The sequence below is a fragment of the Rhodoferax sp. GW821-FHT02C08 genome (genome assembly GCF_059421805.1).
On record NZ_JBWKVR010000006.1, the window covers coordinates 116,269 to 129,401 of the forward strand.

The 13,133-nt window shown below is 60.4% G+C and carries 11 protein-coding genes; all 11 read left to right on the forward strand.

The window, feature by feature from the left end:
- Positions 1-1,284 (forward strand): YDG domain-containing protein (locus AC07VY_RS09500; protein WP_495097215.1); only part of this gene is annotated, 1,284 nt, incomplete at its 5' end.
- A gap of 56 nt (positions 1,285-1,340) precedes the next feature.
- Positions 1,341-2,861 (forward strand): ShlB/FhaC/HecB family hemolysin secretion/activation protein, encoded by a 1,521-nt coding sequence (locus tag AC07VY_RS09505; protein ID WP_495097216.1) that lies wholly within the window; start codon positions 1,341-1,343, stop codon positions 2,859-2,861.
- A gap of 9 nt (positions 2,862-2,870) precedes the next feature.
- Positions 2,871-4,049 carry a fumarylacetoacetate hydrolase family protein gene (locus AC07VY_RS09510; protein WP_495097217.1) on the forward strand — a complete coding sequence of 393 codons (1,179 nt, stop codon included), beginning with the start codon at positions 2,871-2,873 and terminating at the stop codon, positions 4,047-4,049.
- A gap of 151 nt (positions 4,050-4,200) precedes the next feature.
- Positions 4,201-4,560 (forward strand): FKBP-type peptidyl-prolyl cis-trans isomerase, encoded by a 360-nt coding sequence (locus AC07VY_RS09515; RefSeq protein ID WP_495076620.1) that lies wholly within the window; start codon positions 4,201-4,203, stop codon positions 4,558-4,560.
- Positions 4,561-4,696: 136 nt separating this feature from the next.
- A complete protein-coding gene (gene grpE, locus AC07VY_RS09520; protein WP_495097376.1) occupies positions 4,697-5,200 on the forward strand; it encodes a nucleotide exchange factor GrpE in 504 nt (167 codons plus the stop codon).
- A 110-nt stretch (positions 5,201-5,310) separates the two neighbouring features.
- Positions 5,311-7,263, forward strand: coding sequence for a molecular chaperone DnaK (gene dnaK, locus AC07VY_RS09525; RefSeq protein ID WP_495076621.1), 1,953 nt, complete (start codon positions 5,311-5,313; stop codon positions 7,261-7,263).
- A 122-nt stretch (positions 7,264-7,385) separates the two neighbouring features.
- Entirely contained in the window at positions 7,386-7,961 is a 576-nt protein-coding gene (locus AC07VY_RS09530; protein ID WP_495097218.1) for a TMEM175 family protein, read from the forward strand.
- Positions 7,958-9,094 (forward strand): molecular chaperone DnaJ, encoded by a 1,137-nt coding sequence (gene dnaJ, locus AC07VY_RS09535; RefSeq protein ID WP_495097219.1) that lies wholly within the window; start codon positions 7,958-7,960, stop codon positions 9,092-9,094. Before AC07VY_RS09530 ends, dnaJ begins: the two co-directional genes overlap by 4 nt.
- Positions 9,095-9,296: 202 nt before the next feature.
- On the forward strand, positions 9,297-10,403 hold the full coding sequence (locus AC07VY_RS09540) for an S-(hydroxymethyl)glutathione dehydrogenase/class III alcohol dehydrogenase (protein ID WP_495076624.1): 1,107 nt from the start codon (positions 9,297-9,299) through the stop codon (positions 10,401-10,403).
- A 48-nt stretch (positions 10,404-10,451) separates the two neighbouring features.
- Complete coding sequence (gene fghA / locus AC07VY_RS09545) at positions 10,452-11,327, forward strand: S-formylglutathione hydrolase (protein WP_495097220.1); 876 nt, start codon at positions 10,452-10,454, stop codon at positions 11,325-11,327.
- Between the two features lie 13 nt (positions 11,328-11,340).
- Positions 11,341-12,996, forward strand: a complete 1,656-nt coding sequence (locus AC07VY_RS09550; RefSeq protein ID WP_495097221.1) for a phosphoethanolamine transferase — start codon at positions 11,341-11,343, stop codon at positions 12,994-12,996.
- Positions 12,997-13,133 lie beyond the last annotated feature (137 nt).

A 13,133-nucleotide genomic window follows, 5' to 3' on the forward strand; every position in this document is an offset into this window, starting at 1 on the left:
ACCGCCAAGACCGTCACCGAAACCTTCGGTATCGGCGGCAGTGCCGCCGGCAACTATGTGCTGGCCAGTTCCACCGCCACTACCACCGCCAACATCACCCCGGCCACCGTCAGCGTCAGTGGCGCCGGCGCCGCCTCCAAGACCTATGACGGCACCACCACCGCCAGCGTCAGCGGCGGCACGCTCAGCGGTGTCGTCAGCGGCGACACCGTAACGCTGAGCCAGAGCGGTAGCTTCGATACCAAGAACGTGGGCACCGCCAAGACCGTCACCGAAACCTTCGGTATCGGCGGCAGTGCCGCCGGCAACTATGTGCTGGCCAGTTCCACCGCTACCACCACCGCCAATATCACCCCGGCCACCGTCAGCGTCAGTGGCGCCGGCGCCACCTCCAAAACCTATGACGGCACCACCACCGCCAGCGTCAGCGGCGGCACGCTCAGCGGTGTCATCAGCGGCGACACCGTAACGCTGAGCCAGAGCGGTAGCTTCGATACCAAGAACGTGGGCACCGCCAAGACCGTCACCGAAACCTTCGGCATCGGCGGCAGTGCCGCCGGCAACTATGTGCTGGCCAATTCCACCGCCACCACCACTGCCGATATCACCCCAAAAGCGATCACAGTTTCCGCGCAAGGTGCAAGCAAGGTCTATGACAATAACGCCGCAACCGATCCGGCTCTCATTTATGTGGCGAACGGTCTCATCGGCGGCGATGGTTTGGAGGGCACATTGAGCCGGGTCAGCGGTCAAAATGCAGGTAGCTATGCGATAAATCAAGGCAGCCTGGCCAACGCGAACTACAGCATTGCATTCACAGGCAATACCTTCTCCATCACTCCTGCGCAACTAACGATCGCAGCGAATAGTGCCAACCGCTTAGTGGGACAAAACAACCCCGCGTTCAGTGCAACATTTAATGGTTTTGTGCCTGGTGAAAGTGTCAGCAATTCTGACTTGTCAGGCAGTTTGGTTTTTGGCACCACTGCAGCCAGTAACTCCGCGCCAGGACAGTACCCCATCGTTCCGAGTGGGTTGAACAGCAATAACTACCAATTGCACTATGAAGCAGGCACCTTGCTTGTCGACCCTGCCAGCTTGGTAACCGTCGCACTAGGCTCATCAACCAACGAAACAGGCTATACAGCCGCAATGCACGGGCTGTCCAATTTGGAACCCAGCAGCAACCGACTGACTCAAACAGTTTCAGCCGGTCATGCTGATTGCGGCTGGAGTTCAACCAAAGCCAGTTTAAGAGTAAGGGTCGTGTGCCGCACCAAGTGATAGCCACACTACAGCATGTTCTGTCGCTAATGCTATGCAGCATGCTACTGCCAGCAATGGCACAGACGTTTCCAGATGCAACTGGCACGCCCTCTTCCGCCTCTACCCAGGGTGCGGAAGAAAAGATTTCCATCCAAAAAATCCGCGTGACAGGTGCAACGATTTACTCCGCGGCCACACTCGAGGCCTTGGTCAATTCATTGGACCATGGGGAACATACCCTTGCAGAACTGCAGCTTGGAGTAGAACGCATCAATGCCTTCTACCGTGCGGATGGATGGACCCTGGCACGTGCCTATTTGCCCACGCAAACGGTACGCAATGGAGAGATTGAAATCCGCGTCTTGGAAGGCGCCCTGTCTGAAGTACATATCGACAACCAGAGTCGGCTACGAACCAGCGTGTTGGAAGCTCGCTTGGCCCCCATCCCACGTAGTGCTCCGCTCAACCAGCATCAGCTTGACCGCACCTTGCTATTACTTTCGGATGTATCCGGTACCCAGTTCAGCGCAGACTTGGCACCCGGCGTGTCCACAGGGTTGACCGATTTGCGCCTTAGCGCCCAAACATCACCACTGCTCGCTGGGCGTCTGGAAGTAGACAACTATGGATCGCAATACCTGGGCCGCGTACGGACAGGTGGCAAATTCGCGTTAAACAATCCATTGGGCTACGGTGAGCAATTTGGCCTGCATGTGCTGGGAGGCCATTCATCTCTCTTTTTCGGAAATATCTCCGCACAAGTCCCTTTGGGTTTCAACGGCCTAGGCCTAGGGGCCAGCGTCACCCGCACGCAGTACCGACTAGGCTCCGACTTCGCCCAGCTTGATGCGACAGGCAGCGTCAGAGCCGCCGCGATCAACATCAATTACGCATGGATTCGCAGCCTAAATACCAATTTAAGCAGCCAGATCAGTGTGGAAACCCGCGCGTTACAAGACAAAGTCAACGCAACGGAGACCGTGATCGACAAGCACGCCCAGCATGCCAGCCTGGACTTGACCTTCAGCCATCACAGCGAGGGTGGAAGCAACAATCTGGCTATTCTGCGATTCGGCACGGGACACCTGGCGCTGGACAACGAGGTCACGCGCGCAATCGACGCTGCTAGCGCCCAGACGGCGGGACGCTACAACACCCTAGACCTAGAGCTGCAGCGAACCCAGCCATTGCTCGGAAAGTGGGAAGCATATGTACGATGGCATGGCCAAGCCGCATCCAAAAACCTGGATTCTTATGACAAGCTGGGACTCGGCGGCCCCAACGGAGTGCGCGCCTACCCGTCTGGAGAAGCCACCGGTGACCAAGGCTGGCTCTCTCAAGTAGAACTACGCTACACAGCATCTCCCATGCTCATCCCGTCCGTCTTTTGGGATGCTGGCGCCGTGCTTATCAATAAGAATCCATTTTTGTCCGGTGACAATCACCGTCGCCTGGAAGGTGCGGGGCTAGGAATTCGCGGTAGTTACCAGAATTTTGACTGGCAAGCATGGCTGGCTTGGCGGCGAACCAATCCCGCCCAATCCGAAAAAGATATGTCCCCCCGCGCATGGATTCAAGGCAGTTGGGCTTTTTAAAGAACTAATATGCAACAGCATTTGACCCTCTCCAACATACTGCCTGCGGACCACCCAGACGCATTGCTGGTTGGCCGCATCTGGATGGAAGGCCGAGGCCCGGTGCTGGTCCAGGTGAAGGCCGACGGCATCTACAGCCTGGAACATCTGGCCCTCACCTGCAGCCAGCTGCTGGAGCTGGCCGACCCGGCGGCCATGGTGCGTGCCCAGCCCGGCCTGCGCCTGGCGGATACAGCCGCAGTGCTGGCCAACTCGGCGCACAACGCCCGCAATCCGTCACAGCCCTGGCTGCTGGCGCCCTGCGATCTGCAGGCCCTGAAAGCGGCCGGCGTCACCTTTGTGGCCAGCATGCTGGAGCGGGTGATCGAGGAACAGGCGCGTGGCGACGCCAGTAAGGCGGCTGCGGTGCGCGCGGCCGTGGTGGCGGTGATTGGCGACAACCTCGGCAATATCCAACCCGGTTCGGCCGCTGCGGCCGAACTCAAAAAAGTACTGCTGGCCCAGGGCATGTGGTCGCAGTACCTGGAGGTGGGCATAGGCCCGGACGCCGAGTTGTTCACAAAATCGCAGGTGATGAGCGCCGTGGGCCTGGGCGCCGAGGTCGGCATCCACCCCGGCAGCGCCTGGAACAACCCCGAGCCCGAGGTGGTGCTGGCCGTCAACAGCCGCGGTTCGGTGGTCGGCGCGGCCCTGGGCAATGACGTGAACCTGCGCGACTTCGAAGGCCGCAGCGCCCTGCTGCTGGGCAAGGCCAAGGACAACAACGCGTCCTGCGCCATCGGTCCGTTCATCCGCCTGTTCGACGCGCATTTCTGTATGGACGACGTACGCCGCTGCGACCTGGCCATGGAAGTCGCCGGCCATGACGACGGCTTTGTCATGCAGGGTGCCAGCAGCCTCAGCAAGATCAGCCGCGACCCAGTGGACCTGGTGGAGCAGGCCATAGGCCCCAACCACCAGTACCCGGACGGCTTCATGCTGTTCCTGGGCACCATGTTCGCCCCCACCCAAGACCGCCATGGTCCTGGCCAGGGCTTCACGCATGTGATTGGCGATACGGTGACCGTGCGCACTGCCCAGTTGGGCCAGCTGGTGAACCGCGTCAACACCTGCGACCACGTAGCGCCCTGGACCTATGGCATCAGCGCCCTGATGCGCGACCTGGCGCGGCGCCGGCTGCTGGCATAATCCAGCGTCTTTTACGGCCTCTACGCAGATTGTTACTGCGCTAGAAGCTATATTTTCAATAGCAATCTGCTTGCGCAACGCTTGGCCCGGGCCCATTAGCCTGCGGCTCTGCGTTGCGCCAGTCATTTGGCTGCAACTTCAAGGAACTCTCATGGCAATCACCACCACCGCTTCCGGCCTGCAGTATGAAGACACCGTTCTGGGTGCCGGCGACGTGGCCACCAAGGGCAAAAGCGTCACCGTACATTACACCGGCTGGCTGTACAACGACGGCGTGCAAGGCGCCAAGTTCGACTCCAGCAAGGACCGCAAGGACCCGTTTGTGTTTTCCCTGGGCGCCGGCATGGTTATCAAGGGTTGGGACGAAGGCGTGGCCGGCATGCAAGTCGGTGGCCAACGCACGCTGATCATCCCCGCAGACCTGGGCTATGGCGCCCGTGGCGCTGGCGGCGTGATCCCCCCGAACGCCACGCTGAAGTTCGACGTCGAACTGTTGGCCATCAAGGGCTGATCTCCGCCCGATTTTTTGCCCGCTGCCCCCTTGAAATCCAGGGGGTAGCCCCCAAGCTTGAACGCTGGTTCACTCGATTCCCCCACAGAACATGTCTGAAAACACCTCCAACCCCGACCACCAACCTCTGGACGGCATGGCCCCCGCTGAAGAGCTGGCCACCAGCGACGTGGAAGCCCTGGCCATCGCCCAGGCTGAGTTGGCTGCACTGAAAGCCAAAAGCGCCGATCTGGCTGACCAGTTTCTGCGCGCCAAGGCCGACGCCGAAAACGCCCGCCGCCGTGCCGAAGAAGACATCAGCAAGGCCCGCAAGTTCGCTGTGGAAAGCTTTGCCGAAAGCCTGCTGCCCGTAACCGACAGCTTGGAAGCCGGCCTGGCCATCAAAGACGCCACCACCGCCCAGATCCGCGAAGGCGCCGAAGCCACCCTGCGCCAGCTGAAAAGCGCGCTGGAACGCAACAAGGTCATTGAAATTGCCCCTCCCGCCGGCACCAAGTTCGACCCGCACCAGCACCAGGCCATCAGCGTGGTGCCTGCCGAGCAGGAAGCCAACACCGTGGTGACCGTGTTGCAAAAAGGCTATCTGATTGCCGACCGCGTGCTGCGCCCGGCCCTGGTAACCGTTACCGCCCCCAAATAACTACACATTTGGTAACCCCACACTTGAAGTGGGAAAAGTTATCCACACATTAGATCCATCCGGGCGCTGAACCCAGCTCCCACCCTTTATTTAGATTGCAGGAGAAAAACATGGGAAGAATTATCGGTATTGACTTGGGCACCACCAACAGCTGCGTGTCCGTCATGGAAGGCAACACCCCACGCGTGATCGAAAACGCCGAAGGCGCTCGCACCACGCCGTCCATCGTGGCCTACCAAGAAGACGGTGAAGTGCTGGTCGGCGCATCCGCCAAGCGCCAGGCTGTCACCAACCCCAAGAACACCTTGTACGCGGTGAAGCGCCTGATCGGCCGCAAGTTCACTGAAAAAGAAGTCCAAAAAGACATCGACTTGATGCCCTACTCCATCGTGGCAGCCGACAACGGCGACGCCTGGGTGCAAGTGCGCGGCAACAAGCTGTCGGCCCAACAAGTCAGCGCCGACATTCTGCGCAAGATGAAGAAGACCGCTGAAGACTACCTGGGCGAAGCCGTCACCGAAGCCGTGATCACTGTGCCCGCGTACTTCAACGATGCACAGCGCCAAGCCACCAAGGACGCTGGCCGTATTGCCGGTCTGGACGTGAAGCGCATCATCAACGAACCTACCGCTGCAGCCCTGGCCTTCGGCCTGGACAAGCAGGAAAAGGGCGACCGCAAGATCGCCGTGTATGACCTGGGTGGCGGCACGTTCGACGTGTCCATTATCGAAATCGCCGATGTCGATGGCGAAAAGCAATTCGAAGTGCTGTCCACCAACGGCGACACCTTCCTGGGCGGCGAAGACTTCGACCAGCGCATCATCGACTTCATCATCAGCGAATTCAAGAAGGAATCCGGCGTCGACCTGTCCAAGGACGTGCTGGCTCTGCAGCGCCTGAAGGAAGCCGCTGAAAAGGCCAAGATCGAGCTGTCCAACAGCGCATCGACCGACATCAACCTGCCCTACGTGACAGCCGATGCCTCCGGCCCCAAGCACTTGAACATCAAGCTCAGCCGTTCCAAGCTGGAAGCCCTGGTGGAAGAGCTGATCGAGCGCACCATCGCTCCTTGCAAGATCGCCATCAAGGATGCAGGCGTGAGCGTGGGTGACATCCATGACGTGATCCTGGTCGGCGGTATGACCCGCATGCCCAAGGTGCAAGAAAAGGTCAAGGAATTCTTCGGCCGCGATCCCCGCAAGGACGTGAACCCCGACGAAGCCGTGGCGGTTGGCGCTGCCATCCAAGGCCAGGTGTTGTCTGGCGACCGCAAGGATGTGCTGCTGCTGGACGTGACGCCTCTGTCCCTGGGTATCGAAACCCTGGGCGGTGTGATGACCAAGATGATCGCCAAGAACACGACCATCCCCACCAAGTTTGCGCAAACCTTCTCCACTGCGGACGACAACCAGCCCGCCGTGACCATCAAGGTGTTCCAAGGCGAACGCGAAATCGCCAGCGTCAACAAGCTGCTGGGCGAGTTCAACCTGGAGGGCATCCCCCCAGCAGCGCGTGGTACGCCGCAAATTGAAGTGTCGTTCGACATCGACGCCAACGGCATCTTGCACGTGGGCGCCAAGGACAAGGGCACCGGCAAGGAAAACAAGGTCACCATCAAGGCCAACTCCGGTCTGTCGGAAGCCGAAATCCAGCAAATGGTGAAAGACGCCGAGCTGAATGCCGCTGACGACAAGAAGAAGCTGGAACTGGTGCAAGCCCGTAACCAAGGCGAAGCCAGCGTGCACAGCGTGAAGAAGAGCCTGACCGAGTACGGCGACAAGATCGAAGCGTCTGAAAAGGAAAGCATCGAAGCCGCCATCAAGGCACTGGAAGAAGCCCTGAAGGGTGAAGACAAGGCCGCTATCGACGAGAAGAACACCGCGTTGATGACCGTCAGCCAAAAGCTGGGCGAAAAGATGTACGCAGACATGCAAGCCAAGCAAGCCGCTGAAGAAGCCGCTGCCGGCGCAGGCGCGGCACCTGCTGGCGAGCAAGCCGCGGGTGCCAAGGCTGCGGACGACAACGTGGTCGACGCCGAGGTGAAAGAAGTCAAAAAGGGCTGATCCACACGTCTGATTGATCGCGTGGATTCGCCGCCGCGTCGAATGGCCGGAACTCCCCAGTTCATGGTCTTTCGACGCGGCTTTTTGCCTCCCATGCAGCCCCTGCTTCACCACACCCGACCATGAACAAGACGCGACTGGAAGCCTTCAGCGATGGCGTTATTGCCATCATCATCACCATCATGGTGCTGGAGCTGAAGGTGCCCCACGGCACCGAAATCGCGGACCTGTTGCCTTTGTTGCCGGTGTTCTTGAGCTATGTGTTGAGCTTTGTGAATGTAGGCATCTACTGGAACAACCACCACCACATGCTGCATACCGTGAAGAAGGTCGATGGCCGTACCCTGTGGGCCAATCTGCACCTGCTGTTCTGGTTGTCGCTGATGCCGTTTACCACGGCCTGGATGGGGGAGAACCATTTCGCGGCCCTGCCCATGGCCTTGTTCGGCGGCGTGCTGCTGATGTGCAGCATTGCCTATGCCACGCTGAAACGCAGCATCGTCTGCCTGCATGGCACGGATTCGGTTTTGGCCCGGGCCGTAGGGTCGGACGTCAAAGGCAAGTTGGCCACGGTGGCTTATGCGCTTGCCATCCCGGTGTGCTTTGTGAGCACCGCGCTGGCGGCTGGAATTATTGTGGCAGTGGCGCTGATGTGGCTCATCCCCGATCGCCGTATTGAGAAAGTGATTGCAGAATGAGCAAAAAAGATTATTACGAATCCCTCGGCGTTCCCAAGAACGCGTCCGAGGACGAAATCAAAAAGGCTTATCGCAAGCTGGCGATGAAGTACCACCCTGACCGCAACCAGGGTGATGCCGGCAAGGTGGCCGAAGAGAAGTTCAAGGAAGTCAAAGAAGCCTATGAGATGCTGAGCGACGCGCAAAAACGCGCCGCCTACGACCAGCATGGCTTCGCCGGCGTAGACCCGAATATGCGTGGTGGAGCTGGCGCAGAAGGCTTTGGCGGTTTCGCTGAAGCCTTTGGCGACATCTTTGGCGACATGTTCGGCCAAAGCCGGGGTGGACGTGGCGGCGGCCGCCAGGTATTCCGCGGCAGCGACCTCAGCTACGCCATGGAAGTCAGCCTGGAAGAAGCCGCCCGCGGCAAGGAAGCGCAGATCCGTATCCCCACCTGGGAAGCCTGCGACACCTGCCATGGCAGCGGCGCCAAGCCCGGTACCCAGGCCAAGACCTGCGGCACCTGCGCAGGCCAGGGCACGGTGCAGATGCGCCAGGGCTTCTTCAGCGTGCAGCAAACCTGCCCCACCTGCCGTGGTAGCGGCAAGGTGATTCCCGAGCCTTGCACCGTGTGCCAGGGCCAGGGCAAGCTGAAAAAGCAAAAGACGCTGGAAGTAAAAATCCCGGCCGGCATCGACGACGGCATGCGCATCCGCAGCGTGGGCAATGGCGAGCCAGGCTCCAACGGCGGCCCGCCGGGCGACCTGTACATCGAGATACGCCTGAAGAAGCACGACATCTTCGAACGCGACGGCGGCGACCTGCACTGCTCGGTACCGGTAAGCTTCATCACCGCAGCCCTGGGCGGCGAGATCGAAGTGCCCACTCTGGCCGGCAAGGCAGCCATCGACATCCCCGAAGGCACCCAGGCCGGCAAGCAGTTCCGCCTGCGCGGCAAGGGCATCAAGGGAGTGCGTGATAGCGCGCCCGGCGACCTGTACTGCCACATCACGGTGGAAACGCCGGTCAAGCTCACCGAATACCAGCGCAAGCTGTTGCGGGAGCTGGAAGACTCGCTGAAAAAAGGCGGCGGCAAGCACTCGCCCACGGGCGACAGTTGGACCGACCGTTTGAAGAAATTCTTCAGCGCATAAAACAAAGCCCTCGACTTGAACTTCGAGGGCTTTTTTTATGTCTGACCAGAGATCTTTACTTGCTATTAACTAGATAGCACCCTATGCACGGTTTATCTGCGCTACGGGCCTTTTTATCCATAAGAATAGCAAGCGTGCAGAGATATACCGGTGCAAGAGTCGCCGCTTATAGTTCAAGCCTTTGATTCTGAGAGCTTCGCCCATGAAAACCAAAGCCGCAGTCGCCTGGAAAGCAGGCGCCCCCCTGACCATAGAAACCGTGGACCTGCAAGGCCCCAAGTTCGGCGAAGTGCTGGTCGAGATCAAAGCCACCGGCATCTGCCACACCGACTACTACACCCTCAGTGGCGCCGACCCCGAAGGCATCTTCCCCGCCATCCTGGGCCATGAAGGCGCCGGCATCGTGGTCGATGTCGGCCCCGGTGTCACCACGCTGCAAAAGGGCGACCACGTCATCCCCCTCTACACCCCGGAATGCCGCCAGTGCAAGTTCTGCCTCAGCCGCAAGACCAATCTGTGCCAGCTCATCCGTGGCACCCAGGGCAAAGGCCTGATGCCCGACGCCACCAGCCGCTTCAGCCTGGACGGCCAACCCATCTTTCACTACATGGGCACCAGCACCTTCAGCAACTACACCGTGGCCCCCGAGATCAGCCTGGCCAAGATCCGCAAGGACGCACCCTTTGACAAGGTCTGCTACATCGGCTGCGGCGTCACCACCGGCATCGGTGCCGTGCTGTTCACCGCCAAGGTGGAAGCCGGCGCCAATGTGGTGGTCTTCGGCCTGGGCGGTATCGGCCTGAACGTGATCCAGGGCGCCAAGATGGTGGGTGCCGACAAGATCATCGGTGTGGACATCAACCCCGAGCGCCAGGCCATGGCCCGCCAGTTCGGCATGACCCACTTCATCAACCCCAAAGAGGTACCGAACGTCGTAGACGCCATCGTGCAACTCACCGACGGTGGTGCCGACTACAGCTTCGAGTGCATAGGCAACACCCAGGTCATGCGCCAGGCGCTGGAATGCACCCACAAGGGCTGGGGCCGCAGCATCATCATCGGCGTGGCCGAGGCCGGTGCCGAGATCAGCACCCGCCCGTTCCAGCTGGTCACTGGCCGCAAATGGGAAGGCTCGGCCTTTGGCGGCGCCCGTGGCCGCACCGACGTGCCCAAGATCGTGGACTGGTACATGGAGGGCAAGATCAGCATCGACCCGCTGATCACCCACACCATGCCGCTGGAGGACATCAACAAGGGCTTTGATTTGATGAAGCGCGGCGAGTCCATTCGCGGCGTTGTCTTGTATTAATCCCTGGCAAGCGTCCTCGATTCACTGCCCTCTTACTTCTAAGGCTGTATGACTGATTCCTTAAAAACCCTTTCCGAGCACGGCTGCTTTGGCGGTGTGCAGACCTTCTACCAGCACGACTCGATGGAAATCGGTTTGCCCATGAAGTTCTCGGTGTTTCTGCCGGCGCAGGCCACGTTGGGCCGGGTGCCGGCCCTGGTGTATCTGGCGGGACTGACCTGCACGGACGAGACCTTTATGACCAAGGCGGGCGCCCAACAGTACGCTGCCCAGCATGGCATGGCGCTGATTGCACCCGATACCAGCCCGCGCGGCGCAAACGTGCCCGGCGAGACCGACAGCTGGGACTTCGGCCTAGCGGCCAGCTTCTATATCGACGCCACCGAAGAACCCTGGTCCAAACACTACCGCATGGAGAGCTATATCGTCCATGAACTGCTGCACATCGCGGTGCGCAACCTGCCCATAGACCCGGAGCGCATCGGCATCTTCGGCCACTCCATGGGCGGGCACGGCGCGCTGACGCTGGCGCTCAAGCACCCCGGTCTGTTCCGCTCGGTATCCGCATTCGCGCCCATCTGCGCGCCCACGCAATGCGCCTGGGGGCAAAAAGCCTTCACCGGCTACCTGGGTGCGGACAACAGCAGTTGGCCCGCGCACGATGCCGTATTCCTGATGGCCGAACAAACCACGCCGCCCTACCCGGACGGCATCCTGATCGACCAGGGCATGGCCGACAAATTCCTGGCCGAGCAGCTGAATCCGCATATCTTCGAGGCCGCCTGCAAAGCCGTGGGCCAGCCGCTGCTGCTGCGCCGCCAGATGGGCTACGACCACGGCTACTACTTCATCTCGACCTTCATGGCCGACCACATGGCCCACCACAGCAAGGCCTTGCACGCCCCCTTGACCGCACAGGCCTGAAAGCCCTCCCCCCATGCAGCTCTTCAACAACCGGACTTTGCAAACCGGCAAACATCCCGCCTGGCTCATTCTCATCTCCAGCCTCTGGATCGCCACGGTGTGCAATGTGCCGCTATGGCGTGAGCTGAACCGCCTGCCCGAGCTGCACAGCCTGCGCGGCCTGGCCTTTGCCGCAGGCTTTGGCGTCATCATCGCAGCCACCATGGCGCTGCTGCTCAGCCTGCTGGCCTGGCGCTGGGTGCTGATTCCCGCCATCACGCTGAGTCTATTTGCGGCGGCCTTTGGCGCGCACTTCATGTTGTCCTATGGCGTGGTGATAGACACCACCATGCTGGTGAATGCGCTGCAGACCGATATGCGCGAAACCCGTGACCTCATGAATATGCGCATGCTGCTGACGGTGCTGGGCATGGCCGTGCTGCCCTGCCTGTGGCTGTGGCGCCAGCGCCTGCGTCGCCGCAGCGTGCTGCGCCAGATCGGCGGCAACCTGCTGGGCGTTGTCGTATCCTGCGTCGTGCTGGTGGCCACACTGTTCCTGGTGTACCAGGACTTTTCATCACTGATGCGCAACCGCACCGAGATACGCTATCTGATCAACCCGCTGAACTCGTTCTACGCCTTGGGCGACATCGCCGCCAAGCCCTTCAAGCGCGACGAAAGCAAAATTCTGCCGGTAGGCCAGGACGCACAACTGGCCATCCCACCCGGCCCCGCCGGCAAGCCCCCGCTGCTGCTGCTGGTGGTAGGCGAAACCGGGCGCATGGGCAACTTCGGCATCAACGGCTACGCGCGTGCCACCACGCCCGAGCTGGCCAAGGAACACATAGTCACCTACCAGAACGCCTGGTCCTGCGGCACCAACACCGCTGCCTCGGTGCCCTGTATGTTCTCGCACCTGGGCAAAAAGGCCTACGAAAGCCGCGACGCCAACTACGAAGGCCTGCTGGACATACTGCAGCGCAGCGGCCTGGGCGTGGTGTGGATAGACAACCAGTCCGGCTGCAAAGGCGTGTGCGACCGCGTGCCCAACACCAGCACCACCCAGCTGACCGACCCCGAGCTGTGCGTGGGTGGCGAATGCTTTGATGAAATCATGCTGCGCAAGGCCCAGGCCCGTATCGACGAACTCCCCGCCGAGCGCCGCGCCAAAGGCGTGGTCATCGTGTTGCACCAGATGGGCAGCCACGGCCCCGCCTACTACAAGCGCGTGCCCGCGGCCTTCAAGAAATTCCAGCCCGAATGCACCAGCAACAACCTACAGGACTGCAGCCAGGCGCAGTTGGTCAACTCCTACGACAACACCATTCTGTACACCGACCACGTACTGGCCACCGCCGTCCACTGGCTGAAGACCAAGCAGGCTACCAACACCACCGCCATGGTCTATGTGGCCGACCACGGCGAGTCGCTGGGTGAAAACAACATCTATCTGCACGGCCTGCCCTACGACATCGCCCCCGACCTGCAAAAACACGTGCCCTGGGTTACCTGGTTGTCGCCCGCCTACGAGCAACGCACCCACGTCACCACCGAGTGCCTGCAAAAGCGCAAGGACGAACGCGTCACCCACGACAACTACTTCCACTCGGTACTAGGCCTGCTGAACGTGAAGACCAGCCTGTACCAGCCGGCCCTGGACATGTTCGCGCCCTGCGTGAAACCGGGGTAGATTGCTCTTTTATTGATAGCATGTTGCGCAGGTATTACCTGCGCTGGTGAGCGATTTGATTTGTGGTTGCTTTGGGGCTTGGTGGCGCCACCCAATATAAAAAATGGCCCCAGCACAAATGAAAGCTAAGCAGCCAC

Coding starts and splice junctions, on each gene's coding strand:
- AC07VY_RS09505 (WP_495097216.1), top strand. CDS start 1,341: ATGGCACAGACGTTTCCAGATGCAACTGGCACGCCCTCTTCCGCCTCT.
- AC07VY_RS09510 (WP_495097217.1), top strand. CDS start 2,871: ATGCAACAGCATTTGACCCTCTCCAACATACTGCCTGCGGACCACCCA.
- AC07VY_RS09515 (WP_495076620.1), top strand. CDS start 4,201: ATGGCAATCACCACCACCGCTTCCGGCCTGCAGTATGAAGACACCGTT.
- grpE (WP_495097376.1), top strand. CDS start 4,697: ATGGCCCCCGCTGAAGAGCTGGCCACCAGCGACGTGGAAGCCCTGGCC.
- dnaK (WP_495076621.1), top strand. CDS start 5,311: ATGGGAAGAATTATCGGTATTGACTTGGGCACCACCAACAGCTGCGTG.
- AC07VY_RS09530 (WP_495097218.1), top strand. CDS start 7,386: ATGAACAAGACGCGACTGGAAGCCTTCAGCGATGGCGTTATTGCCATC.
- dnaJ (WP_495097219.1), top strand. CDS start 7,958: ATGAGCAAAAAAGATTATTACGAATCCCTCGGCGTTCCCAAGAACGCG.
- AC07VY_RS09540 (WP_495076624.1), top strand. CDS start 9,297: ATGAAAACCAAAGCCGCAGTCGCCTGGAAAGCAGGCGCCCCCCTGACC.
- fghA (WP_495097220.1), top strand. CDS start 10,452: ATGACTGATTCCTTAAAAACCCTTTCCGAGCACGGCTGCTTTGGCGGT.
- AC07VY_RS09550 (WP_495097221.1), top strand. CDS start 11,341: ATGCAGCTCTTCAACAACCGGACTTTGCAAACCGGCAAACATCCCGCC.